The 24,214-nt window shown below is 40.2% G+C and carries 21 protein-coding genes; 12 read left to right on the top strand and 9 right to left on the bottom strand.

Annotation, left to right across the window (positions count from 1 at the left end; all coding sequences use genetic code 11):
• Position 1: 1 nt before the first annotated feature.
• The 4 genes from CWB75_RS08325 to CWB75_RS08310 form a co-directional block, all read right to left on the bottom strand.
• Positions 2-1,231: an efflux RND transporter periplasmic adaptor subunit gene (locus CWB75_RS08325; RefSeq protein ID WP_138570390.1), complete on the bottom strand. Its 1,230-nt coding sequence runs from the start codon at positions 1,229-1,231 to the stop codon at positions 2-4.
• A complete protein-coding gene (locus tag CWB75_RS08320; RefSeq protein ID WP_138570389.1) occupies positions 1,228-2,481 on the bottom strand; it encodes a TolC family protein in 1,254 nt (417 codons plus the stop codon). Before CWB75_RS08320 ends, CWB75_RS08325 begins: the two co-directional genes overlap by 4 nt.
• A gap of 172 nt (positions 2,482-2,653) precedes the next feature.
• Positions 2,654-2,968, bottom strand: coding sequence for a hypothetical protein (locus CWB75_RS08315; protein ID WP_010387596.1), 315 nt, complete (start codon positions 2,966-2,968; stop codon positions 2,654-2,656).
• A gap of 188 nt (positions 2,969-3,156) precedes the next feature.
• Entirely contained in the window at positions 3,157-4,302 is a 1,146-nt protein-coding gene (locus CWB75_RS08310) for an iron-containing alcohol dehydrogenase (RefSeq protein WP_138570388.1), read from the bottom strand.
• Between the two features lie 185 nt (positions 4,303-4,487).
• Here CWB75_RS08310 and CWB75_RS08305 point away from each other — a divergent pair, with 185 nt between their 5' ends.
• Together CWB75_RS08305 and CWB75_RS08300 are read left to right on the top strand one after the other, a co-directional pair.
• Positions 4,488-5,366 carry an AraC family transcriptional regulator gene (locus CWB75_RS08305; protein ID WP_138570387.1) on the top strand — a complete coding sequence of 293 codons (879 nt, stop codon included), beginning with the start codon at positions 4,488-4,490 and terminating at the stop codon, positions 5,364-5,366.
• Between the two features lie 129 nt (positions 5,367-5,495).
• Positions 5,496-7,076, top strand: coding sequence for a sensor domain-containing diguanylate cyclase (locus CWB75_RS08300; RefSeq protein ID WP_138570386.1), 1,581 nt, complete (start codon positions 5,496-5,498; stop codon positions 7,074-7,076).
• A gap of 52 nt (positions 7,077-7,128) precedes the next feature.
• Here the strand turns inward: CWB75_RS08300 and CWB75_RS08295 are convergent, their stop codons facing one another.
• Entirely contained in the window at positions 7,129-7,548 is a 420-nt protein-coding gene (locus tag CWB75_RS08295) for a VOC family protein (RefSeq protein ID WP_010387589.1), read from the bottom strand.
• 219 nt (positions 7,549-7,767) lie between these two features.
• Between CWB75_RS08295 and CWB75_RS08290 the strand changes: the two genes are divergently transcribed.
• The 3 genes from CWB75_RS08290 (at position 7,768) to CWB75_RS08280 (ending at position 10,850) form a co-directional block, all read left to right on the top strand.
• A complete protein-coding gene (locus tag CWB75_RS08290; protein ID WP_171039107.1) occupies positions 7,768-8,136 on the top strand; it encodes a hypothetical protein in 369 nt (122 codons plus the stop codon).
• Positions 8,133-8,516 carry a hypothetical protein gene (locus CWB75_RS08285; protein ID WP_138570385.1) on the top strand — a complete coding sequence of 128 codons (384 nt, stop codon included), beginning with the start codon at positions 8,133-8,135 and terminating at the stop codon, positions 8,514-8,516. The genes CWB75_RS08290 and CWB75_RS08285 overlap by 4 nt, the downstream gene beginning before the upstream one ends.
• A gap of 144 nt (positions 8,517-8,660) precedes the next feature.
• Entirely contained in the window at positions 8,661-10,850 is a 2,190-nt protein-coding gene (locus tag CWB75_RS08280; RefSeq protein ID WP_138570384.1) for a fasciclin domain-containing protein, read from the top strand.
• Positions 10,851-10,920: 70 nt separating this feature from the next.
• Here the strand turns inward: CWB75_RS08280 and CWB75_RS08275 are convergent, their stop codons facing one another.
• Entirely contained in the window at positions 10,921-11,745 is an 825-nt protein-coding gene (locus CWB75_RS08275) for a sterol desaturase family protein (RefSeq protein WP_138570383.1), read from the bottom strand.
• A complete protein-coding gene (locus tag CWB75_RS08270; RefSeq protein WP_138570382.1) occupies positions 11,742-12,185 on the bottom strand; it encodes an SRPBCC family protein in 444 nt (147 codons plus the stop codon). The genes CWB75_RS08275 and CWB75_RS08270 overlap by 4 nt, the downstream gene beginning before the upstream one ends.
• Positions 12,186-12,281: 96 nt before the next feature.
• Here CWB75_RS08270 and CWB75_RS08265 point away from each other — a divergent pair, with 96 nt between their 5' ends.
• Entirely contained in the window at positions 12,282-13,280 is a 999-nt protein-coding gene (locus tag CWB75_RS08265) for an AraC family transcriptional regulator (protein ID WP_138570381.1), read from the top strand.
• Positions 13,281-13,374: 94 nt separating this feature from the next.
• Positions 13,375-14,136, top strand: a complete 762-nt coding sequence (locus CWB75_RS08260) for a substrate-binding periplasmic protein (RefSeq protein ID WP_010387576.1) — start codon at positions 13,375-13,377, stop codon at positions 14,134-14,136.
• On the opposite strand, the gene CWB75_RS08255 is transcribed toward CWB75_RS08260, so the two are convergent.
• Complete coding sequence (locus tag CWB75_RS08255; RefSeq protein WP_138570380.1) at positions 14,133-14,543, bottom strand: nucleotide triphosphate diphosphatase NUDT15; 411 nt, start codon at positions 14,541-14,543, stop codon at positions 14,133-14,135. The two genes, CWB75_RS08260 and CWB75_RS08255, sit on opposite strands and share 4 nt — an antisense overlap.
• Positions 14,544-14,732: 189 nt before the next feature.
• Here CWB75_RS08255 and CWB75_RS08250 point away from each other — a divergent pair, with 189 nt between their 5' ends.
• The 3 genes from CWB75_RS08250 (at position 14,733) to CWB75_RS08240 (ending at position 19,380) form a co-directional block, all read left to right on the top strand.
• Positions 14,733-16,622 (top strand): acetate--CoA ligase, encoded by a 1,890-nt coding sequence (locus CWB75_RS08250; RefSeq protein WP_138570379.1) that lies wholly within the window; start codon positions 14,733-14,735, stop codon positions 16,620-16,622.
• Positions 16,623-16,715: 93 nt separating this feature from the next.
• Positions 16,716-17,984, top strand: a complete 1,269-nt coding sequence (locus CWB75_RS08245) for a mechanosensitive ion channel family protein (protein WP_138570378.1) — start codon at positions 16,716-16,718, stop codon at positions 17,982-17,984.
• 208 nt (positions 17,985-18,192) lie between these two features.
• Positions 18,193-19,380 (top strand): GGDEF domain-containing protein, encoded by a 1,188-nt coding sequence (locus CWB75_RS08240; protein WP_249362319.1) that lies wholly within the window; start codon positions 18,193-18,195, stop codon positions 19,378-19,380.
• A gap of 65 nt (positions 19,381-19,445) precedes the next feature.
• Here the strand turns inward: CWB75_RS08240 and CWB75_RS08235 are convergent, their stop codons facing one another.
• Positions 19,446-19,973, bottom strand: coding sequence for a hypothetical protein (locus CWB75_RS08235; RefSeq protein WP_010387570.1), 528 nt, complete (start codon positions 19,971-19,973; stop codon positions 19,446-19,448).
• A gap of 283 nt (positions 19,974-20,256) precedes the next feature.
• Between CWB75_RS08235 and CWB75_RS08230 the strand changes: the two genes are divergently transcribed.
• Both CWB75_RS08230 and katG read left to right on the top strand, forming a co-directional pair.
• Positions 20,257-21,597: an L-cystine transporter gene (locus tag CWB75_RS08230; RefSeq protein ID WP_010387567.1), complete on the top strand. Its 1,341-nt coding sequence runs from the start codon at positions 20,257-20,259 to the stop codon at positions 21,595-21,597.
• Between the two features lie 308 nt (positions 21,598-21,905).
• Complete coding sequence (katG, locus tag CWB75_RS08225; RefSeq protein WP_138570376.1) at positions 21,906-24,173, top strand: catalase/peroxidase HPI; 2,268 nt, start codon at positions 21,906-21,908, stop codon at positions 24,171-24,173.
• Positions 24,174-24,214 lie beyond the last annotated feature (41 nt).

Here is a 24,214-nt window from a genome sequence, read left to right as displayed (position 1 = left end):
CCTAGTGTGCGTGACTTGCGCCGCTTTTTAAAATGTCGGCTTTGATCACATAGCTATTGGTTGTGACGTACTCGCTACCTGGGCTTAAACCCGCGATCACTTCAACCCACTCGCTACTTTTTGCGCCTAAAGTAACAGGGCGTACTTCAAATACACTATTTTTACGCACAAACACACTCGTCATACCATTAAACTCTTGAATAGCCTCAGGCTTTACACGCACGCGGGCATTAACTTTATCGATACTGACATCACTATTAACATGCATACCTGGACGCCAATGACCATCTGGGTTATTAAGCTCAATACGGGCACGTGCAATGTGCCCGCCAGTCATCATAGGTGCTATAAAAAACACCTTACCTTGGGCATTTAAATGATGATGTAAATCGTAAACGATAGCGCTTTGACCAATGGCTAGGTTTTCAATATTTTCAGGAAAGGCTGAGAGCTCAACCCATACTTTATCAAGGTTCACGACTTGCATTAGCGCACGAGCACTTGCCAGTTCGCCACGCTTTAAATATTGTTCGGTTACTACACCGCTAATAGGGCTTTTAATGCTGTAGTTTTGCAAAGTTTCGCGATTGGTGACGCTGGCCAGTACATCGCCTTTTTGAACGGTTTGACCAATACTGACAAAAATATCGCTGATCAATCCGGTATATGGCGCCATAATTTCTACTGTGCCATGCTGTGTCGGTGCAATAACACCAAACAGCGTGTCGGAAATATCAACCTCGCCACTTTGTGCTATCTCTGTTTTAATGCCCGCACCTTTAATTGCTCGCTCGCTAAGCACAGTTTGGCCTTCGTGCTGAGAGTACTCAAAGCTAACGCGCTCACCTTTATAATTAGCAGTAATCAAAAGCTCAAACGAATGTGGCTCATTTATCGATTGCTTGCTAACAAGGTAGCCATTCTCACGGGTAAATTGTATTTTTTGTGGCGCTTCTACTAAGCGTTTTAAGTTCATTTCTATACTTAAATCGCTTATATCTACCGGCTGTTTTTGCTCATAACCATATACGCGCAGCTCAACTTTACCTGCCAATTCTTGCAGCTTTAACTCAAGAGTGAGCTTTTCGTTAGTTAATAAAAAGCCGCCGTGTGGACCTTGTTTTTGGGTTTGCTCTGTTTGGTCATGTTCTGCTGAGGCAAATACATGTGTGCTTGTTAAGCTAGCTACAAACGAGAGAAATACTAATAATGCGATAAAAGTGTTGTTCATGATTGAAAAGTCTCAGTTAAAGATTGGCCAGTTAAACGCTCAAGTGCGAGATGGGTCTGATATAACGCTGCATATGTGTTAATCAACGCGCGTTTAGAGTCAAAAAGAGCTTGTTGAGCATCGAGCAATTGCAACACCGAAATTTGTCCGCGTTGATAGCTTTTTAAACTTTGCTCAATGAGTGTTTGGGCTTGGGGAATAACTTGTCCAGATAACAACTGTGCCTGTAATGTCTTACCTTGGTAATAGGCATACAAAGTACGAACTTGCTGACGTAATTGAACCCGAAACAGTCCTTGCTGCTCACGTAACAATGCTAACTGACTGTTAGCTGCTTCAATATTACCGCTATTTGAGTTACTCAATTGCAACGGCATTGAAAACGAAAACAGCAACGAACTGGTATTGTTTTGCTGGTTGTAGCTCACGCCTGCACCTATATTAATATCGCTTTGCCCATTAGCTTTTTGCAGCGTTAAGTTGGCCGCTTGCTGTAAGTATTGCTGCTGTAACATAGCAAAATCAGGCGCTTGGTTAACCGCATCAAGTAACCCTTGCTCAGAGCTAAGCGGCATTAATGTATTAATATTTCCCGCTAAATTCGTGTAATCATGTTGCTCACTCCACAGCTCATTGAGCGATAAACGTGCTCGCTCAAATTCACTATTTAGCCTAGCTTTATCAAGCTCAACTTGGCTAAGCGCATAACGCATGCGGGTTACATCCGCTTGCGATACAGCGCCGGCATCAGCTCGCTGCTTTATTGCTTTAAGTGCTTGGCTTACAACCTGATGTCGTTCGCTATTGAGAGAAAGTAAAGTTTGAAATTTAAGCGCCTCGTAATACCGCTCACCAGTGGTTGCCAATAAGGCTAAACGAGTATTTTGATATTGTATTGCTTGGGCTTTAATGTTTGCCGTAGCGTAACTTATACGGCTTTGGCGTTTATCTCCAAGCTCTATAAGCTGGCTAAATGCCAAGGTTATTTCAGCGTCTTGCACACCACGTGCATCGTTTGTCCCCAGCAGATTTTCAGCTTCTATATTTAAGATAGGGTTAGGCGAAAGTGCAGCTTGAGATTTAAGCGCGCTGAGTATTTTTTGATGATAAGGGTAGCGTTTTAATAGCGGATTTTGTTGCTCGGTATTTATCAACGCTTGTTTTAGAGTTAGTGTTTTAACATTTGCAAACGCACTAAAAGCAGGCAGCGTGCACAGCATCACCACCAACATAATTGATTTTTTATTCATATAGCTTGTCCGTTTTTAATAAACAGAGTTCACTTGCAAACCATTCACAACCTACGCAAAAGATAGCGACAGTGTAAATTGCTCAGCAATCTAAACATGCCTATAACGGCCCATAAAACACTTATGTGTAGGCAGCTAAAAGCACTGTAATTAATTGAAATTAAATTAAGAACTAGCTAAATGAATTCGGTGGCGGTACGTCTGGTGGATAATGTAAGCCGTGATAGCATATCGCTAAAGTTGGTTTACTTTTCTCGGGAGTTATTGAGTGATTTGAGCTGTGGCTATAACCACTGTGGCAATGCTGGTGAGCATGTATTTCTGTTGTTGGGGCATTATCGCTATCATCAGCAGATGAACCTAGTTGCGATAATGAGCTATTTACGTGGTCAACGTCTTCTTGTAAATGGTACGCGGCGCCGTCACAGCTTATAAAGCTATGCACAAGCACAAGTAACATTACAATTAAAAAACGATTTGAACGCACAGTTAAACGAATTCCCTATTGAAACACACGATTAGATAAGCTCATTACTCATCTAAATATTATTTTCTTCAATACTGTACCTGAAAACATCAAAAAAAGTAATGCAGCAAAATAAAATTTTATTTCATTCAATCTTATTTTGCTGCAAAAAGCCGCTAACAAATGTTAGGGGTCAATATTAACCGTTATTAAGCAACCGCTTGTTCTAAAATTTCACGGCTTTCTTTTAACGTAATAGCTTGGTTTTCTCCAAGGGCAACCATGCCATGCGCTTCAAGCTTGCCAATAATATTATCAATGGCAGCCGCTTTGTCATCACCATGCTCAGTAAGCTCAGTGGCTACGTCAAGGCTGTGGTAAAACGCTTCAATCGCTTGAATTGTTTGCTCTGCTAAATCATCTGTTTGTGCAAGACCAAATACGTTTTTACCCATTTGTTCTAGTTTTGCTTTTTTAACTGTAAATTGGTTGCGCAGTAAAGAAGGCTGAACAATAGCCAGTGAGCGGGCATGATCAACACCATAGGCGGCTGTTAATTCATGACCAATCATATGGGTTGCCCAATCTTGCGATACGCCAGAACCAATTAAGCCATTAAGTGCTTGGTTAGCTGCCCACATAAGATTTGCACGCCATGCATCGTCTTGGTTTTCAAAGTTATCACCCAATGTTTTAAGCGCTTTTAACAGTGCCTCTGCGTAACCTTCTTGAACAAGTGCACCTTCTGGGAATGTTAGGTACTGCTCACAAGTATGTACCCATGCATCTACTAAACCATTTACAAGCTGGCGCTGTGGTAATGTTTTCATTACATCAGGGTCCATAATGGCAAATTTTGGTAATACCTCTGGAGATGCAAACGGTAGTTTTTGCTTTGTTGCTTCTTTGCTTACTACTGAATTTTGATTAGACTCAGAACCCGTTGCAGGCAATGTAAGCACCGCACCAATAGGTAATGCGCTGGTAATTGTGTGCTTACCTGTAGGGATATCCCAACCTTCGCCATCATATACAGCAGATGCTGCAATGTATTTAACGCCGTCAATTACAGAGCCGCCGCCAACACCTAATACGAAATCGATGTCTTGTTCTTTACAAATTTTTACTGCTTGGTCTAGCACTTCAATTGTTGGGTTAGCACCTACGCCCGAAAACTCTACCCAATCAAAACCTTCAAGTGCTGCTGCAACTTCATCGTACACGCCGTTCTTTTTAATAGAGCCGCCACCGTACACAACTAATACTTTTTGATCTTTTGCGATCAAATCAGTAAGCGCGGCAATTTGTTGCTGACCAAATTGAATTAAAGTGGGATTTACGTAGCTAAATTTCATTATTTTGCTCCTAAAGGGGACGGTTAATTACTAAGCACTTTATCAATTCTTAAATAAATAAAGTGTTGATGGATGCATAATAATGGCATAGCGCATATATAAAAAGCCTAATAGCTACCAAAAGCTTGCCTAAAACTGTCAGCGTTGTTATTTTACGCCAAATACCGTTAATTTAAGCCGCTCTTATGACGACCATCGCCACTTTGTTACAACAATACGCAGAGCACAATAAGTTGCTCAGCTTTGAAGGTACCATGGAAACAATTATTCCAGGGGTGTACTTTCATCGCGCCACCAAAAGCTCAGCGCGTCAGCCGCTTATTTATAATTCAGGTATTATTATTGTTGGCCAAGGACATAAAATTATTCACTTCCCTGAGCATCAAATACAGTATGGCGCAGGCGATTATTTAGTACTGGGAGTGCCAGTACCACTAGAATGTGAAGCGTTTACTGATAACGATTTACCAGTAATGGGGATAGCAATTGATATAAGCCCAGCCATGCTGCACAAACTGGTTAACCAAATGATGCAACATAAGCCTATTTTAACTCCTTTAACACAAAGCGGAGCCGTACAAAGCGCCACTTTAGATTTAGCTATGGAGCAAGTTACCCATCGACTGTTAACAGTGTTAAACAATCCGCTTGAGGCTGAGATATTTGGTGACGATATAGTTAAAGAATTAGTATATAGGGTGCTGTGTGGCCCTCAAGGCAACACTTTAATTGGACTTGCAATGCACGATGGCCATTACGCACGCATAGCGCGTACTTTATCAACATTACATAGTGACTACGCAAACCCTATTACCGTAGAGCACTTAGCTGAAGAAGTGAATATGAGCGTGTCATCTTTTCATCGTGCCTTTAAACAAGTTACATTTGAATCCCCTTTGCAGTATTTAAAAAAAGTACGTTTAGCTAAAGCAAAAGAATTAATAACCACCTCTGGCAGTAAAGCAAATGAGGCCGCATTTAAAGTAGGTTACACCAGTGCGTCACAATTTAGCCGTGAGTTTAAACGCCATTTCAACAAAACCCCCAGTGAAATACATGTGTAATTAAAACTAACTTACTTTTGCGCAAGTCATTATTTAAATACTTTATCATTAGACTTTGTTAATATGGCTTAAAAGTATTCGTCTACTTAGTGATGATACATTGTACGATAAAGACAAGGAGTTTTTAGCATGTTAGGCGCTCAGGTGGTTAGGTTTAGCATTTTTATATGCGCTTTTGCTATGCTATTTAGTAGCGTTACTTATGCGCAAGAGCGTTGTCAGCTCAGCTCAAGAGCAACCAATACTTCGGTGTCTTTATCCAAAGAAGTTGCCTCAAATATTAAACTTAAAAATGGTATTAATCATCTTGAATTAAGCTGTAACTTAAAGCAAGGCGGGGTATTTTCATTTACTCGCCCTGCACTTAAAGACTTTTCGTGGCAGCAAAATTCAGCATATAAAACACCTTTAAAAACCAATCAGATGGCAATTTTAATGGACCCAGGCGTTTTTACTGCACAGCTTATGATTACCACTTCTGCGGCTTATACCCCACGCTTTACTTGGTCAGATACACAGCCTTTTGTCGAAAAAATTCAACGCTACAACCTTATTTTTGGCATTTTTTATGGTCTTTGCGCCACGCTTATTTTTTATGCACTAATTATAGGTCACGGCATAAAAGACCCTCTTTTTAAACTGTATGGCATTTATATTTTTTGCATCGCTAGCTTTATATTCTTTCAAGAAGGACAGCCTTATTTATTTAAACAACAGCACTACTCTGCGTACGTTAGCCATTTTTATACGTTAAGTATCGGTTTAACTATAGTGAGTGCCACATGGTTTATGAGCGCTATATTGGAGCTACCTAAATACTTTCCTAAGATAAGTAATACACTAAAAGTAGCCGCCTTATGCGTACTGACTTTATGCTTACAAAAAATAGCGCTCGATCTACCACTTATAACCAATATTACCTCTGCAGTAACAGGCTATTTATCATTATTTATTGTCATCACTATTTTTATCCTCAGCGCCATACAAACAAAGTACGGTGTTAATGAAGCAAGCTTGGTATTTATAGCACTGGCAAGTGTGTGTATTAGTATGATTTTTAGGGTACTACTAACCGATTACAGCCCGTTCATTCAACGCTATGGATTTGTTATTGCGTTTACAATTGAATCTTTATTACTTGCTATTGCAGTCGGTAGACGAATTCAAAGATTGAGTTATGCAAAAAAACAGGCTGAACGACACGCTAACTTTGATCATTTGTGCCATATATACAATCGTCGCGGATGGAGCTTAAAAGCAAACGACTTACTGGCAGAGCATAAGCAACGAGGAGGCGTTTTGTGCTTTTTATACATAGATTTAGACCGTTTTAAAGCAATTAATGATACTTATGGTCATGATGTGGGCGACAAAGTACTGTGCAAAGTTGCAGAGTCTCTTAGTCAACATATGCGCAGTGAAGATGCCGTTGGTCGCTTAGGGGGTGATGAATTTGTGGCCATGGCATTGTTTAATAGCAACGAAAAAATTAATCAGCGAGTTAACACCTTAGAACAAAAATTAAACCAGTTAACTATAGAGCATCAGGGCCATACCATTTCTATTTACGCCAGTGTTGGGCAAACTAGCTATACTCAGCCACCCGATAACTTAGACACAGTTTTAAAAGCAGGTGATGAAGCAATGTATAAACAGAAATTGCAAAGAAAGGCAAAGCAAGCTGAAAAAATAGTAGTAGCCGCCGTTTAAAAGCATAAAAACGTGAGCTAGCCAGTAAGGCTAGCTCTGCTATAGCCTTAGCTTAACCCTTTTTAAATAGAACCTCAGGATTAACCATAGTTTTCATTTCGAGCACGTTACCGTTAGGATCTTCAATAAAAAACGTTTCTTGTTCAAACTCATCACCAACAAAACGACGGTAAGGTTTATCTAAATATTCAAGCCCGGCATCAGCAATACGCTGCTTTAATCCTTGAAACTCACTTTCTGATAAATGAATACCAAAGTGTGGAACAGCCACTGCCCCCATATCAACATCATGACGTACCGTAGGTAAACGCTCAACACTTTGATGTAGAGTTAATTCGTTACCCCAAAAATCAATGTCTACCCATCGTCCCGCTTCACTATTGCCGGTTTTACAGCCGAGTACGTCACAGTAAAACGTTTTCGCTTTTTCAAGATCGCCAGCGGGGATAGCCAGATGTAAACAGTTAGACATAAATTACCTTAGGTTATAACTTTTAATATATGAAATATGCTGCATTATACATAATTTGCAATTTATAGAACATTAACAGTGTTATTTTTAGTCATTCATTGCATATCGCTAATTTTCAACAGTAATAATTCACCTTTTAGCTGTGGTTTATCGATTTTAGTCTTAAATATCAGTTTTTAACTATTAAAGCTAAAACTGATACATTATGATGTGCGCGCCATGACTAAATTCATACTTTTAAAATTCATCACCTTTTTTATCGGCTGCTTGTCGTGTTTTTTAATGCATACCACACTCGCATTGCCTATTGTTGTATCAGCAGGTTTAACGGGGCTTATCGGTTCATTTATTCCATTCCCTGCAGATTACAAAAACCATCCCTATGCAGCTATTTATGCAGGCAGTTTTGCCGGTATGTGCTCCACTAGTTTAATTAATGAATACTGGGAGATTGCGATTATTTCTGCCATTGGTGCTGTTTTATACACACTCACCATTAATGTATTTGCGGGGTTTGGCGGACGATTAGGTAGCATTGCATTTGCTAGCGTCGCCTTATTTGTTTTGGCCAAGGAGTTAGTAATATGACGCTTATTTATCCGCTACTTGCTTTGCTAGGGGCGTTTTTAACCTTTTACTTGGCTAAACATAATCGCTTTGATGGGATCCGAGCCTCTGCAGCTCTATCGATTATTGCCTATTTGATTTTTGCGCAGCTGAGCCTTAACGCTGAGCTATATAGCATCGTCTTTTTTGGCGGCACATTTATTGGAATGAGTGCTCCCCACCGTTTTGGTGTGTATACGCTTGCCAGTTCAGCAATTATATTTTCACTGTTTTTTGCCTATCTAGTGCCTATTCTTGATGGTTTTGGTGGCGCTTTGGGAATTAGTGCATTTCTATCTGTGTGTATTTGCCATGTATTTATTTTACTTGGCGCACCACGCAGTAAAAAAACTAACATTTAAACGTTTTCTTGAATAAAAATTCAATAAAATCTTACACCTATTAAATTGTATAAAAATAACCCATGTTTTTTTGATCAACACTGTTAATAGCTTCGTAGTATTCACAAAGCTGTAACACTGTAACATTCGATTAAAGGAACAATTATGAATAAAGTATTTAAGCTCGGTGCTATCATACTTCCCTTGTTACTTATTCAAGGCTGTAGTAGTGATGACGATAACAACGCTCCAGTAACTGTAGACCCACAACCTGCCGTCTCAGTCTTTGACGCCGCACAGGACTCTGAAGAGTTCACCACTCTTGTTGCAGCACTAGAAGCAACCGGTCTAGATGAAACTCTCGATGATTTAACTACCAGCTATACTGTATTTGCCCCTACCGATGATGCATTCGCATTATTAGGCGAAGAGACCATTAATAGCTTATTAGCTGATACCGACACCCTAAGTTCTATTTTAACTTATCATGTGATCGCTGGCAGAGTAGACGCGCAAACAGCTATTGGCTTAGCGGGTAGCACTGTTGAGACTGTTAACGGGCAAAACATTGCTTTATCTTTAAATGGTGAGAATTTATTAGTAAATACCAGCACAGTAACAATGACCGACATTGTGACCGACAACGGAATCATTCATGTTATTGACGCGGTGCTCACGCCAAAAACAGTGCCAGAAACAGCACCAACTAATAATATCATTGAAACAGCTCAACAAGCTGGCAATTTTAGTACATTACTTGCAGCTCTTGATGCTGCATCCCTTACTTCAGCACTTGCCGATGAATCATCAGAATTTACCGTATTTGCCCCTACGGATGCTGCATTCGAGGCAATTGGTAGCAACTTTTTAAACACGTTACTGGCTAATCCCACCGTTTTAGCCGATATTTTGAAGCAGCATGTGCTTGTAGGATCAGTTGATTCTGTTACTGCAATGTCTCTTAACGGTCAATCAGCAGAAACGCTACTTGGCAATACCCTTCCAGTGGCGATAAACGCAGAAACAAACATGCTATCGTTTGGCGGAGCCAATATTGTAGTAAAAGATATTATGACCACTAATGGTGTCATTCATGTAATTGATTCGGTTATTATTTCTGATGTTACTTTACCTCAAAGTACTAACACAATTGCTGACATAGCGAGCGCTGATGGTAACTTTACGACTCTTCTCGCGGCTCTAACAGCAACAGGCTTAGATACACTAGTTGCCGACCCAGATAATACTTTTAGTGTATTTGCTCCTACAGACGCTGCATTTGCTGCACTCGGTCAGGATACAATTAATGCGCTACTGGCTGATACTGATACGCTTCGTGATATTTTGCTGTACCATGTTTTTCCTGACGCAACAGTTTTATCAGATGACGCAGTAAGTATTGCCAATAGTAACAGCAACAAGATAGAAATGGCCAATGGCGACATGGCAGCTATTTCTTATGTAGACAGCTCACTATTTATCAATGATTCGGCAATCACAGAGGCAAATGTAACCGCCAGTAACGGCGTTATTCATGTATTAAATAAAGTGATTATGCCACCGGCAGAAGTTGGGACTCCGACTAAAACAATTGCTACTGTGGCTACTGAAACACCCGCATTATCTACTTTGGTCACTGCACTACAAGCAGCATCACTAGTAGATACCTTTAACGATACCACTCAATCATTTACGGTATTTGCACCAACAAATGCTGCATTTAGCAAAATTCCTACGGCTGATTTAGAGGCTTTATTGGCTGACACTACAGCACTAACAGGTGTACTGACTCAACATGTTTTAGGTGCTCAAGTAGGCAGTACTGATGCGTTTGCAGCGAATGGTAAAACGGTGACCACCCTTGCTGATAACATGCTAAGTGTAAACGTTGTAGACTTTACCAGCACAGAAAACACAGCAACAGACAGCATTGCTTACGATTCAACTAATAATCGTTTAGTAACGGGTATGGCCGACGCCATGCCAGGCAAAACAGTTTATGTATTTGATAATGATTTAGGCGAGGCAATGAGCACGTGTGAAGCAGCTTGTGCAACAACGTGGCCACCGGTTCTTGGTACTGCAGCATCAATTGAAAATGTGCCAGGTTTATCGTTAATTGCTCGCTCAGATGACAGCATGCAAGTCACTTATCTTGGTCGTCCTTTATATACCTTCTCAGGTGATACGGCAGCAGGTCAGAATAATGGCCAAGCTGTGAACGATATTTGGTGGCAAGTAAGCTTACCGGCTACATCATTACAAGTAGCGGGTAGCAATGTAACAACTACTGATATTTATACCAGTAATGGGGTTGTTCACTTAATAGATACAGTAATCACAACGGCCAAATAAATTAAGTTTTACTGTGAGATAAGCCAGGAGTGATGCTATTTACTCCTGGCTTTTTTATTCAAAAATAGGCTTACTTATTAATACCTTGAGAGCTTGTTGGGTAACCAAAGACTACTTTTAACTTTGCTTTTAATCCCTTTGCTCTGTAGGTACTTTTAAAGAGATGTTGCCACTGATGAAAGGTAATTTTGATTGGATTATTACTGTGTAGTTGGCCAATAATTCCGTATTTACAAGGCTTGTTTTCATCCTCTTCTACATATGTGCCAAATAACTTATCCCAAACAATTAGTACCCCTGCAAAGTTTTTATCTAAGTAACCATTGTTAATAGCGTGATGAACCCGATGATGTGATGGAGTATTAAATACGCTTTCAAACCAACCCAGCTTTTTTACCACTTGGGTGTGAACAAAAAATTGATATGCCAAATTAAGGGCAACCACAGCAAAAACAATCACAGGCTCAAAACCAAGTAATATCATAGGCATCCAAAACAGCCACATGCCCGCAAGCGGATACATTAAACTTTGTCTAAACGCAGTAGTAAAATTCATTTTTGTAGAGCTATGATGTACGACATGAGCGGCCCATAACCAATGTATATGGTGTGATGCACGATGAAACCAATAATATAAAAAGTCTTGCAATACAAAGGCACCTAATATGGTCAGTACCGTCAATTCAATATCAAATAACCGAAACTGATACAGCCAGTAAAAAAACGGCATTAGTACAATTAACGCAATAGCATCAGCACCTTGGTGTAATAAAGCCAGTAACGCATTGGCAAAGCTGTCTTTTATATCGTAGTAACGCCTAAATTTAATAAACTCAATAGCAACAAACAGTAAAAAAATAGGGCTCAGTGCAAGTAAAATAATTTCAATGCTCATACAACACGCTCCTGAAAGTAACGGGCTATTTTTTTAAGTGCCTGACTAACATCTTTTTTTATAAAAAAAGCCAGTATAAAATCGGGTAGCCATAAAGGTGCAACGCAGCGAATATGGTAATTAACCTCAGTGAGCGATGGTTCTTTGTTATTAGCATTTAAGTAAATATCACCACTATGCTGTGCAACGGGCTTGCTGCCTATAATACAGTAACTAATATGACTGTTATCTGCAGCTATTATTTGCTCTTTAAAGGTAGTGCCTTGCATTTTAATTTCTCTAATCGTGCCTTTCCCGCCAGTTATTTCACCCGGCTCTTGTGGTGTTAGTAGTGTAAAGTGGGCATTAAAAAACCGTCCTAAATCGGCATGTGCTAGTAATACGCTGCGTATTTGCTCAGGCGTTGCTGCCACTGTACGCTTAACCTTTATTTTTACCATGACCTTCACCCTATTATTTTTATAGATCACTAGCATATAAAAATATGCCGTGGCAAACTTGCGATTAGATGACTATTTTTTAGCTTTAGGCGACAAATGAAAACCTTAGCCGATCATTACTTTTGTAGCTGTTTGGATTATCTTGAAGCCAAGGGCTTAGATAGCCAAGTGGCTTTAAGCGCTATTGATTTTAACGAGTATACCAATAAACAGTCACAACAATTGGCGCCGCGTATCAGCTTAAAAAGCTACAATGCGTTGCTTGGCTATGCACAACAGGCGTTAAACGATCCCTTATTTGGCTTTGAATTAGGAAAACAAATACGCACCGCTGATTTTGGTGTATTGGGGTATTTAATTGAATCGAGTACTAATTTAGCCAGTGCTATTACTGCACTACTTAATTACGACAGCCTAGTGGCTAATATTGGTCGCGCCAAGTTTGAGCAACAAAAAACACGGTGTAAAGTAACCTGGGTAGCCGATCCGCAATGTAGTTCACAGGCTGTTTTACGAAATATGACCGCTTGGGTCAGCGTGGTACGCCAACTACTTAATCCTGAGCTTTCACCTAGCTGTGTGTATTTTTCAACACACTTTTCAAACACCGAACAACACAGATTAACTAATTGGTTTAATTGCCCAGTAAAAGCTGGAGCTAGCTTTAATCAAATCGAGTTTCCAAGTAATTACTTAACCCTGCCCTTTAAAACCGATAATAGCCAAATCAACGCAATGCTTAAGCAAATGTCAGAGCAACAGCTATCCCAGTTTAAAAGTCAGCAGTTATTATCAGAAAAAATTAATCATATTTTAATGTCAAAACACGACTTACAAGATTGCTCTTTACTTAGGACAGCTGCGGCCTTAAATATGACGCCACGCACAGTACAGCGCCATCTAAAAAAAGAAAAAACCACGTTTGCCGCGTTGCTTGAAGCAGAGCAAAAACGACGTTTATTAACTTATATTCCCCACTATTCATTAAATAAAATCGCATTTATGCTGGGATTTAACGATCAAAGCTCTTTTAATCGTGCTTTTAAGCGCTGGTATCATTGCTCACCTCGCCAATTTATAAAAAACAATAATTAAACATTCCATTTACTTAAAAAACACACTTACCATATACCTTTTTACTAATTTTATTTACACTAGCCTCATGATATTGCTTTAAAGACAATTATTTATGCTTTTGCGTATGATGTTAACTGTTTTTGTATTGATTTTTTATAGTGCGTTCTGCAACGCCACTCCTGTTACCTTTATCGCTGAAGATTTACCGCCTTATCATTTTAAAAACCCTCAAGGTGAAACACAGGGCGCGCTGGTCGATATAGCTAAAGCAGTATTAAAAGGCACCGCTTTAACCGCAAAGTTTGAAATAATGCCGATGGCGCGCATGTTTCAACAGCAACGAGCCAATCCTAATGCCATTATGCTGTCACTGCTAAAAACACCAAACAGGCATCATCAATTTAAGTGGTTGGGTAAAGTTTACTTTGCAGACGCATACCTAGTTAGCTTACGCAGCCATAAAGATGAAGTGATTCATTTAAACTTCGCTAAAGAATACAAAGTAGCTACGATCCGCGGCTACTCTGCGCAGGCCTATTTAGAAGCCAAAGGTTTTACTGAAAATGAAAACCTAGTATTAGTCAGTTATTACCAGCAACTCTGGAAAATGCTATATAAAGATCGCATCGACTTTGTTGTTACTAATACGCTCACACTTGAAAACGAATTAAAACGTACTGGGCTCGACCCTAATTTAATTTCAAAACGCATCCATTTAGATGAGTTACCCTCTTCTTTGCATTTTGCAGCCAGTAATCAGCTTGACTCACACACAGCAAAAATTATTAGCGATAGGTTAAATGCCATCAAGGAAAGTGGTGAATATCAGCAAATTTTAAATAAATGGCAACTTCCTATGCCAAAAAACCTTTAATACTCAGCGGGCAAAGTATTCTGTGCTAGATAATTTTTTAATGAGATAAACAAAGGTGCGGGCAAGTCATTAATATCGCACCAACGCCACTGTAAACATTTGTGAGGCTCTTTATTTATAACCTCTCCACCTTCATAGTCTGCTTGCACATATAAGGTAATATAATGTTTGTTCTCTGCGCTAAAAATATCGTTGGTAAAATCGAGTTTACGAATATTAGTGACATTGAGCCCTGTCTCTTCTACTACTTCACGCACAGCGCATTGCTCAACCGTTTCGCCAAATTCTAAATGCCCTCCAGGGGTTGCCCACGTATTTGCGCCATGTACGCCTATCCGCTCACCGAGTAAAATTTTATTATCATGCATTACTATTACTGCAACGCCTACTCTGACCATTTGATTCATTCTTATATCCATTTACTCTTCATTAATTACTGAAACATTTTACATTAGTTGGAACTTTTTAGTTCTATACAATCATTACGTTGGCCAAAAACTAAAAGCATCGCTTACTATTTAACCGACCATAGTCGAATATCACTGCTGCTAAAAAGCGCTTAGTTTAGTTAGATTAAATTTGACTCAGGAGCCTTTATGTCAGGTGAATATAAACAACATTACAACGAATTTAAACAAGACCCGGCAGCGTTTTGGTTATCGCAAAGTAAACGCCTTCCTTGGTACAAGGCTCCAGAAACAGCATACACACAAGATCAAGAAGGACTGCACCACTGGTATGCAGACGGCCAACTTAACAGCTGCTTTTTAGCCGTAGATCAGCATGTCATCGCTGGGCATGGTAATGAAACAGCGTTAATTTATGACTCACCTGTTACCAATAGCAAACGCAGTTATAGCTATTTACAACTGCAGCAAGAGGTCGCTAAATTTGCAGGGGTGATGCAGTCTTTAGGAGTGACTAAAGGCGACCGCGTAGTGATTTATATGCCCATGATCCCCGAAGCCGTAATTGGTATGTTGGCATGTGCCCGAATTGGCGCTATTCATTCTGTTGTATTTGGCGGTTTTGCAGCGCATGAATTAGCGGTACGGATTGATGACGCCAAGCCCAAATTGGTACTCAGTGCCTCCTGCGGTGTAGAAGTTAATACTGTAATTGAGTACAAAGAATTACTCGATAACGCGGTTGAAGCTGCTAGCTATAAAGTTGAACACTGTATTATTTATCAGCGTGAGCAAGCCACCGCACCGCTTATGCCCGAACGTGATATTGACTGGGCTGTTGCAATGCAAACAGCCACACCGGTTGATCCCGTTGCGGTCAGTGGCGATCATCCACTTTATATTTTATACACCTCTGGCACAACAGGGACACCTAAAGGTGTGGTGCGTGAAAATGGCGGCCATGCGGTTGCTATGCATTACAGCATGGAAACCGTCTACGGCATGAAACCCGGTGACGTATTTTGGGCCGCCTCTGATATTGGCTGGGTAGTGGGTCATTCGTATATTGTGTATGCGCCACTTATGTATCGGTGCGCGACTATTTTATTTGAAGGAAAACCGGTTAGAACCCCCGATGCCAGTGCTTTTTGGCGCGTAGTAGAAGAATACAAAGTGAATGCCCTATTTAGTGCCCCCACTGCGTTTCGCGCGATTAAAAAAGAGGACCCCAATGCCGAAGGATTTAAGAAGTATGATACTTCTAGTCTGAAACGATTATTTTTAGCTGGAGAGCGTTTAGACCCACCTACCTACGATTGGCTCAAAGAAAAAACAGGTTTACCGGTGCTTGATCATTGGTGGCAAACAGAAACCGGCTGGGCAATTGCGTGTAACCCTGTTGGCATTGAACACCTGCCAACAAAAGCAGGAAGCTCAACAGTTGCAACACCTGGATTTGATGTAAGAATTTTAGATATGAATGGGGATGAATGTGCTCCGAATGAACAAGGCGCGGTTGTTATAAAGCGACCTTTACCACCGGGATGCTTACCGACAATTTGGCAAAATACGGCTCGTTTTAAGGCTGGTTATTTGGCTGAATATGAGGGCTACTATTTATCTGGTGATGGCGGTTATATTGATGACGATGGCTACCTCTTTATTATGGGTCGCACCGATGATGTAATTAATGTCGCAGGGCACCGTCTATCCACCGGTGAAATGGAAGAAATTGTTGCCGCGCACCCAGCTGTGGCTGAGTGTGCAGTATTTGGCATTAGTGATGCGTTAAAAGGGCAAAACCCAATGGCGATGGTGGTGCTAAAAAATGATTTTCATGGCTCACATAAAGAGGTAGAACAGCAATTGGTGCAAACCGTGCGTAATCAAATTGGTGCTATTGCGTGCCTTAAAAATATTATGTGTGTAGAGCGATTACCAAAAACCCGTTCTGGCAAAATTTTACGTAAAAACCTGCGGCAGTTAATTGATGGTGAAGAACTGCAAATTCCATCAACCATAGATGATCCAAGTATTTTTGAAGAACTCAGCCAGCAACTCGAGCATGGTAAACTGTAACTACATAATGTAAAAAGTCTTAAATAGACTTTTTACATTGCAGCTGCTTAACTAACAATCAGTAATTAATAATAGCGTCCTTATGGAGTATTAATGACAGGAACACGCGCACAGCTGCGAGATTTTTTACTGCAATGGTTTGGCGATTATTTTCCGGGAAGCCCATTTTTATGGTACGACCTGATTGTATTGGCTTGGATTGCGCTATTTGCATTAATATTACACCTCATTTTAAGGCTGGTTTCTCAGCGTTTAGTTAAAAACCGCTTTAGCGAACAAGCTGCGCAACCCGATAGCAAAAGTCCTTTATATTCAGCAAAAAAGCTCGCTCGTAATATCTCATTTGTTTTACAAGGAGCGGTCGTTGTTATTCAGGCGCAACTATGGATACCCGAAGGCACCACCTTTTTGTATTTGATTCAAATGATCACCGATCAGTGGATCATTTTATTCGCCTTACTTTCGCTGTTTTCGTTACTAGATATATTTCAAGCAATTTCCGATAAGCGCCCCTTGAGCGCTCACTTTCCGCTGCGCGGCTTTTTGCAAACAATTAAGCTTATTGCCAGTGTATTAACTGCCATTTTAGCCGTTTCATTGTTAATGAATAAATCACCGTTAATTTTACTAAGCGGCTTAGGCGCTCTGTCTGCGGTGTTATTACTGGTATTTAAAGACGCTATTTTAGGATTAGTAGCAGGTATTCAGCTCTCTGCCAATAATATGCTGGCGGTAGGTGACTGGTTAGAAATGCCTAAATACGGTGCCGATGGTGATGTTATTGATATTGCGTTAACCACGGTTAAAGTAAGAAATTGGGATAAAACCATTACCACCATTCCTACTTATGCGCTGATCTCCGACTCATTTAAAAATTGGCGCGGTATGTCAGACTCTGGTGGACGCCGGATAAAACGCAGCATTCATCTTAAAATGAGTAGTGTGCACTTTTTAGATGAAGCCGCACTTGCTGCCCTTAAAAAAGCTGAGCTACTAAGTAATTACCTTGAAAGTACACTATTGGTTATTGAGGAGCAAAACATCACTAAAAAAGTAGATATGAGCTGCACTTTAAATGGTCGCAGGCTAACTAATGTGGGTACATTTCGTCACTATTTGGTCGCGCTATTAAAACAGCACCCACATATTCATCAAGGTATGACCTTAATGGTAAGGCAATTAGCGCCAACAACCCAAGGTTTACCTATTGAGATTTATGCATTCACTAATACCACTAATTGGGGTGAATATGAAAATATTCAGTCAGATATATTTGATCATATATTAGCGGTTTTACCCGCCTTTTCATTACGTGCCCATGAAGCTCCAACAGGAAGCGATATTCGCCAACTAATTAAATAACCTGAACTCTGGATAATAGGTTTAATTAACTTACTATATTTACATTTGCTAAAATGTCATACATTTGGCTAAAAAGTGTCGATAAAAGCCGCAAAAATTAGTTTTAAAGTATTGTTTTTAAATAATTAACAAGCATTAAAGTAGTAATATTTTTCAATATGAATACAATAAGCCTTTATTTTTTAGACATCGGTCTTTGGAGCATAGGTTGTTAAAATTAGCAGGAGTTAAATCAACTTCTTTGAGCCTTTTAGGTCTATGTGGCTTATTTTTATTATTAGTTCAGTTTCAAGCTCAATGGCAAAGTAAGCTCTCTCTTGTTAATAATCTTGTTTATCCATTACTGATTATTACTGCTGTATTTGCTACTCAGTTTAATCGAAGTCGAGTTGCATTACTTTGCGCATTTTGGGTGCTTTATTTATCTTCATTAGACTACGCTTTACCTTGGTCTGACTGGCTCAAAACGCAACCTGACTGGACCTTATTATGCGCTACAAGTTTATTAATGCTATTGGCAGTTATAAAAGATAGAGCGCTCTTATCAATACACACAGTAACTCGCAGTTTACTCGTTATTGTCTGTGGTGGTGCTGCATTTGCTTGGTTAGCACTGAGCCAACACTTGCAAGAACTAACAATACAATCTTCTTTTTATACTCAGCTGCTTCCTTATTTACCCATTGTTTTACCGCTTTCAATAATTGGCGGCTTGCTTATTTGGCAAAGCTTAAGAGCCCATAACCTGACTCAAACCGCCTTATTAATTACTTTTATTGTGTGGTGCCTTAATCAGCAACACATTATTGATTTTCCTTGGTCTGTAATAGCCGTGCTTATGGCCTCTTTGTATTTATTGGCAGTAAGTACAGACTCTTATTATTTAGCCTATAGAGACGATTTAACCAGCTTACCAACGCGACGAGCACTTAATCAGCTTGCTTTATCATTAGGGCGAAAATACACCGTTGCTATGCTCGACATTGACCACTTTAAAAAATTCAACGATACCTATGGCCACGATATTGGCGACCAAGTGTTAAAGCTAGTGGCGGCTAAAATGGCTGGCGTTAAAGGGGGTGGAAAAATTTACCGCTATGGCGGAGAAGAGTTTACGGTGGTGTTCCCGCGTAAAACAGCCGAGCAGTCAATCCCTGAGCTAGAAACACTGCGCGAAAATATTGCCACCTACGACATGGTGATCAGAAACCCAAAACGCACCGATAAAAAATCTCGCAAAGGTAAACAGTCAAGTGACAACAAAACGGTAAACGTGACGGTTTCTATAGGTGTAGCGCAAAGAGCGGCAAAACAAAGCTTTGATGAGGCATTAAAAAATGCCGATTTAGCCCTTTATAGAGCTAAAAAGAAAGGCAGAAATAACGTAAGTGAGTAGTACTTTTAACGTGGCACGCTAACTTAATAATAGCGTGCCCAAAAGCGGCTAATTTAACCTATAGTTTATTGCTTTTCCAAAACCGCTTTTAAATTATTTAATGCCGATACAGAAAAACCACGATCGTAAAAGTAAATTATTTTGCCACTCTCATCAAGCAGTATCACACGGCTGTTATTAGGATTTTCGTTGCCAGTAAATGCCTGAACTTTATCGCCATCTTCGTAAATTGTGATCACCCCACCCCACAACTCTTTTGGGATCCCTTTGCGCATACCGCTATCAATTAAGGTACTAAACATACGAGGAAGCATACCCTGAATGGTTGGCAACTCATAGGCAGTCACATCAACTGCACTCATATCTAAACCAATAAGCCAACGATCAATATCAAACTGGCTATCTTGTTTATATCCAATTAATAACAACGTATTTGGGTTATTAAAATCATCAGGAATGGTGAATGACTGTTGCTCTAAGCTTTCTCCGCTAACGGTGGGAAATTGCTTACCCAGTAATGCTTGGTTTGGATATTGGGTTGAACACCCGCTAACCACTAAAACCATCACCAGCGCCATTATTGCCTTTAACATACCTTTACTCCCTATCTTTAAATAAAACTAAAGTGAACACGTTGACCAATTAATTCGTATCAGACTTACGCTTTAAACAAGGCTTACGATCTATAGTAAGTCCCACAATTTGAAGAAAATACAATCATATGGGCTGATTTTTTTCAATAATGTGCTCATTCGTTATACTTTAATATTATTACTATATTCATTTTAATTCTATCCCATAGCGAAAGCGTATTTTGTTAACGTCTTACAAAGCGTTAAAGTGCCGCGCTAATTCACAGCTATAAAAGAGGGTACCATGTCGCTTGCTGTATTATTAATGTTGGCATTATTTGTCGGTTTGCTGTTCGCCATCTATCTTGTTTCGCAAAAAAGCAGCTCTTTATCTCGTACCGTTTTATTTGGTTTAGTGCTTGGTAGCGCCTTTGGTTTAGCCCTACAGTTTTTGTTTGCCCACTCCCCAGAAACCATTAAAGAAATACTCAGCTGGGTAAGCATAGTAGGTAAAGGCTATGTCGGGTTACTAAAAATGATCATTATGCCATTGGTATTGGTCTTTATGATTGCCGCTGTGGTTAAGCTTGAGAACCAAGGTTCACTGGGGAAAATATCCTTTATTAGCATCTCTGTCTTACTGTTTACCACCGCGATTGCAGCATTAATTGGTATTGCGGTTACGTATGGATTTGATTTGAGCATTGAAGGGCTTGTTTCGGGTACTCGTGAAGCCGCTAGAATGGACACCCTACAAAGCAAAGCCGCGAATGTAGCCGACTTAAGTGTGCCGCAAATGCTACTGAGCTTTATCCCTGAAAACCCATTTGCGGATTTAAGTAATCAACGTTCAACCTCTATTATTGCCACGGTTATATTTGGTGTACTTGTTGGTATAGCTGCACGTAAAGTAATGCTTGAAAAAACAGAATTAGCTAGCCCTATTCGTAACGGTGTAAACGCCCTACAAGCAACAGTAATGAGCTTAGTTCGCATGGTAATTGCATTAACGCCTTATGGTGTTGCGGGCCTAATGGCAAGCGTTGTGGCAAACTCAAGCAGTAGCGATATTTTAAATTTACTCGCCTTTATTGTGGCTTCTTACGTGGCTATTTTACTAATGTTTGTTGTGCATGGTTTATTGCTTAGCTTAGTGGGCGTTAATCCAAAAAATTACTTTGAAAAAATTTGGCCTGTGCTTACCTTTGCTTTTAGCTCACGTAGCTCAGCGGCATCTATTCCTATGAATGTTGATGTGCAAATTAACCAGTTAAAAGTGCCACCTGCAATCGCTAATTTATCGGCTTCTTTTGGTGCCACTATAGGTCAAAACGGTTGTGCTGGTATTTACCCTGCTATGCTTGCGATGATGGTTGCGCCAAGTGTGGGGATTGACCCACTTACATTTGAGTTTATTTTACCGCTAATTGGTATTGTGGTTATTAGTTCGTTTGGTATTGCAGGTGTTGGCGGTGGTGCTACCTTCGCAGCGTTGGTTGTATTACCGACCATGGGACTACCTATAGAGGTAGTGGCTTTACTTATTTCTATTGAACCATTAATAGACATGGCGCGCACTGCACTCAACGTGTCGGGCTCCATGACCTCAGGTGTAATCACCAGTAAATTAATGAAAACTCAATAGCACTCACTTTAATCTAATAGCCCAGCCTGCGCTGGGCTTTTTTATGTCTGCCCCTCTTTCAAAGCTCTTTAGTGATTTGTTTATTTAATCATTTAACTTTAATGAATCATTTTTATAGATTGTATCAATCGCTTTATTTCACACACGGTTTTTAGCCTCCTTACTATACTATTCGCACTGCTTAGTGCATTCAGGCTCATTTAACAACAACTTGAATGAAGTTTTAGCCTACTGTTTTTAAATGAGTAGACCCTATTTTTAATACGCTTTGTATATAACGAAATTCGTTAACTTTAAGGAAGCTGACAATGAAAAACCGATCATTTACAAAAAAAGCGCTTGTTGGATTTATAAGTATGGCACTTATGTCTGGCTCTGCTTTTAGTCAAGAAAAACCACAAATGTCTAAGCCACAAGGTGCTGTAGGCATGGGTGAGGCAAAAATGGGTGCAACCAGAACCAACCAATTTTGGTGGCCAGATCAACTTAACCTATCTCCTCTTCGCGATCATGATCTACGTTCAAACCCTTACGGTAGTGACTTTAATTATGCAGAGGCATTTAACAGCCTAGATTTAGACACTGTAAAAAGTGATATCGACGCTCTGCTAACCCAATCTCAAGATTGGTGGCCGGCAGATTTTGGTAACTATGGCCCATTTTTTATTCGTATGACCTGGCACAGTGCAGGTACCTATCGTACGCTTGATGGCCGTGGTGGCGCTGGCGGTGGTCAACAACGTTTTGAACCGCTTAATAGCTGGCCAGATAACGTAAGCTTGGATAAAGCGCGCCGTTTACTTTGGCCAATTAAACAAAAATACGGTGAAGCCCTTTCATGGTCAGACTTAATCGTATTAGCCGGTAATGTTGCCTTAGAAAACATGGGGTTTGAAACCTATGGTTTTGCTGGTGGTCGTACTGACGATTGGGAACCAGACATGGTTTACTGGGGTCCTGAAGTAGAAATGCTTGCCAGCGACCGTGAAGATGCTAGCGGCAAACTAGAACGTCCGTTAGGTGCAACTCACATGGGTTTAATTTATGTAAACCCAGAAGGGCCTAAAGGAGTACCTGATCCTATTGGCTCAGCTAAAAATATTCGTGTTGCGTTTTCTCGCATGGCGATGAACGATGAAGAAACCCTAGCACTTATCGCCGGTGGTCACACTTTTGGTAAAATGCATGGTGCGCACAAACCTAAAGACTGTGTAGGTGCAGAGCCTGCTGCAGCAGGTATTGAAGAGCAAGGTTTAGGCTGGAAAAACAAATGTGGTAAAGGTCACTCTGAAGATACCGTATCTAGTGGTTTAGAAGGCGCATGGACACAAGCACCTACTCGCTGGTCATCATTATACTTAAGCAACCTACTTAACTTTGAGTGGAAACAAACTCGCAGCCCTGCAGGCGCTATTCAGTGGATCCCAACAGATGAATCATTACATAAGTCAGTACCTGATGCGCACGTTAAAGGGAAATTTAACCCACCGGTAATGACCACTGCCGATTTAGCATTAAAATTTGATCCTGAATATCGCAAAATTGCTGAACGCTTTTTAAATGACCCAAAAGAGTATCAACTTGCATTTGCTAAAGCATGGTACAAATTAACTCACAGAGATATGGGACCACCACGTAACTTTTTAGGTAAAGAAGTACCAAAAGAAGACTTAATTTGGCAAGACCCTATTTCAGCAGAGACTAAATCAAACATTGATGCTGGTGCAGTAAAAGAGCTGAAAGCTGCTATTTTAGACTCGAACCTAAGTGTACCTGAGTTAGTACGTGTGGCATGGGCATCGGCTGCCAGTTACCGTGATTCAGATATGCGTGGCGGAGCCAATGGCGCACGTATTGCGCTAGCACCACAAAAAGATTGGGCAGTAAATAATCCAGCAGAAACCACAAAGGTACTTAAAGTATTAAAAGCGATTCAAGCTGACTTTAATGACAGCTTATTTAGCAAAAGCCATGTATCGCTTGCTGATTTAATTGTGCTTGGTGGTAATGCAGCGATTGAAAAAGCAGCCAAAGATGCAGGCTACTCAGTAGACGTGCCGTTTAATGCTGGCCGTGGCGATGCTACACAAGCGCAAACTGACGTTAATGCATTTAGCTTATTAGAGCTGCCTGCCGATGGTTTTAGAAACTATTTTGATGCAGATAAGAGCTATAAATCGCCAACTGAAATGCTGATTGATAAAGCGGATCAGCTTGACCTAACAGTCCCTGAAATGACTGTATTAGTCGGTGGCTTACGCTCACTTGATGCAAACTATAAAGGCACTGACTACGGCGTATTTACCGACAAGCCAGGTACACTAAATAACGATTTCTTCGTTAACTTGTTAGATATGTCGACGGTATGGAAAAAATCGTCTGATGCTGGCATTTATCAAGGCTTTGATCGTCAATCAGGTGAGCAAAAGTACACCGCCACTTCGGTTGATCTGATTTTTGGTTCAAATTCAGAACTACGTGCAGTTGCTGAGGTGTATGCTTTTGATACATCAAAACAAAAGTTTGTAGAAGACTTTGTTAAAGCATGGACTAAAGTAATGAATTTAGACCGTTAATAACCATTAAGTAACACAACCACAGCGCTGCAATTAATTGC

Origin of the sequence: Pseudoalteromonas sp. S1608, from assembly GCF_005887265.1 — a bacterium.
GTDB lineage: Bacteria > Pseudomonadota > Gammaproteobacteria > Enterobacterales > Alteromonadaceae > Pseudoalteromonas > Pseudoalteromonas undina.
This window is presented reverse-complemented; position numbering and strand designations above follow the sequence as displayed.

Coding starts and splice junctions, on each gene's coding strand:
- CWB75_RS08325 (WP_138570390.1), bottom strand. CDS start 1,231: ATGAACAACACTTTTATCGCATTATTAGTATTTCTCTCGTTTGTAGCT.
- CWB75_RS08320 (WP_138570389.1), bottom strand. CDS start 2,481: ATGAATAAAAAATCAATTATGTTGGTGGTGATGCTGTGCACGCTGCCT.
- CWB75_RS08310 (WP_138570388.1), bottom strand. CDS start 4,302: ATGAAATTTAGCTACGTAAATCCCACTTTAATTCAATTTGGTCAGCAA.
- CWB75_RS08305 (WP_138570387.1), top strand. CDS start 4,488: ATGACGACCATCGCCACTTTGTTACAACAATACGCAGAGCACAATAAG.
- CWB75_RS08300 (WP_138570386.1), top strand. CDS start 5,496: ATGTTAGGCGCTCAGGTGGTTAGGTTTAGCATTTTTATATGCGCTTTT.
- CWB75_RS08295 (WP_010387589.1), bottom strand. CDS start 7,548: ATGTCTAACTGTTTACATCTGGCTATCCCCGCTGGCGATCTTGAAAAA.
- CWB75_RS08290 (WP_171039107.1), top strand. CDS start 7,768: ATGACTAAATTCATACTTTTAAAATTCATCACCTTTTTTATCGGCTGC.
- CWB75_RS08285 (WP_138570385.1), top strand. CDS start 8,133: ATGACGCTTATTTATCCGCTACTTGCTTTGCTAGGGGCGTTTTTAACC.
- CWB75_RS08280 (WP_138570384.1), top strand. CDS start 8,661: ATGAATAAAGTATTTAAGCTCGGTGCTATCATACTTCCCTTGTTACTT.
- CWB75_RS08275 (WP_138570383.1), bottom strand. CDS start 11,745: ATGAGCATTGAAATTATTTTACTTGCACTGAGCCCTATTTTTTTACTG.
- CWB75_RS08270 (WP_138570382.1), bottom strand. CDS start 12,185: ATGGTAAAAATAAAGGTTAAGCGTACAGTGGCAGCAACGCCTGAGCAA.
- CWB75_RS08265 (WP_138570381.1), top strand. CDS start 12,282: ATGAAAACCTTAGCCGATCATTACTTTTGTAGCTGTTTGGATTATCTT.
- CWB75_RS08260 (WP_010387576.1), top strand. CDS start 13,375: ATGCTTTTGCGTATGATGTTAACTGTTTTTGTATTGATTTTTTATAGT.
- CWB75_RS08255 (WP_138570380.1), bottom strand. CDS start 14,543: ATGAATCAAATGGTCAGAGTAGGCGTTGCAGTAATAGTAATGCATGAT.
- CWB75_RS08250 (WP_138570379.1), top strand. CDS start 14,733: ATGTCAGGTGAATATAAACAACATTACAACGAATTTAAACAAGACCCG.
- CWB75_RS08245 (WP_138570378.1), top strand. CDS start 16,716: ATGACAGGAACACGCGCACAGCTGCGAGATTTTTTACTGCAATGGTTT.
- CWB75_RS08235 (WP_010387570.1), bottom strand. CDS start 19,973: ATGTTAAAGGCAATAATGGCGCTGGTGATGGTTTTAGTGGTTAGCGGG.
- CWB75_RS08230 (WP_010387567.1), top strand. CDS start 20,257: ATGTCGCTTGCTGTATTATTAATGTTGGCATTATTTGTCGGTTTGCTG.
- katG (WP_138570376.1), top strand. CDS start 21,906: ATGAAAAACCGATCATTTACAAAAAAAGCGCTTGTTGGATTTATAAGT.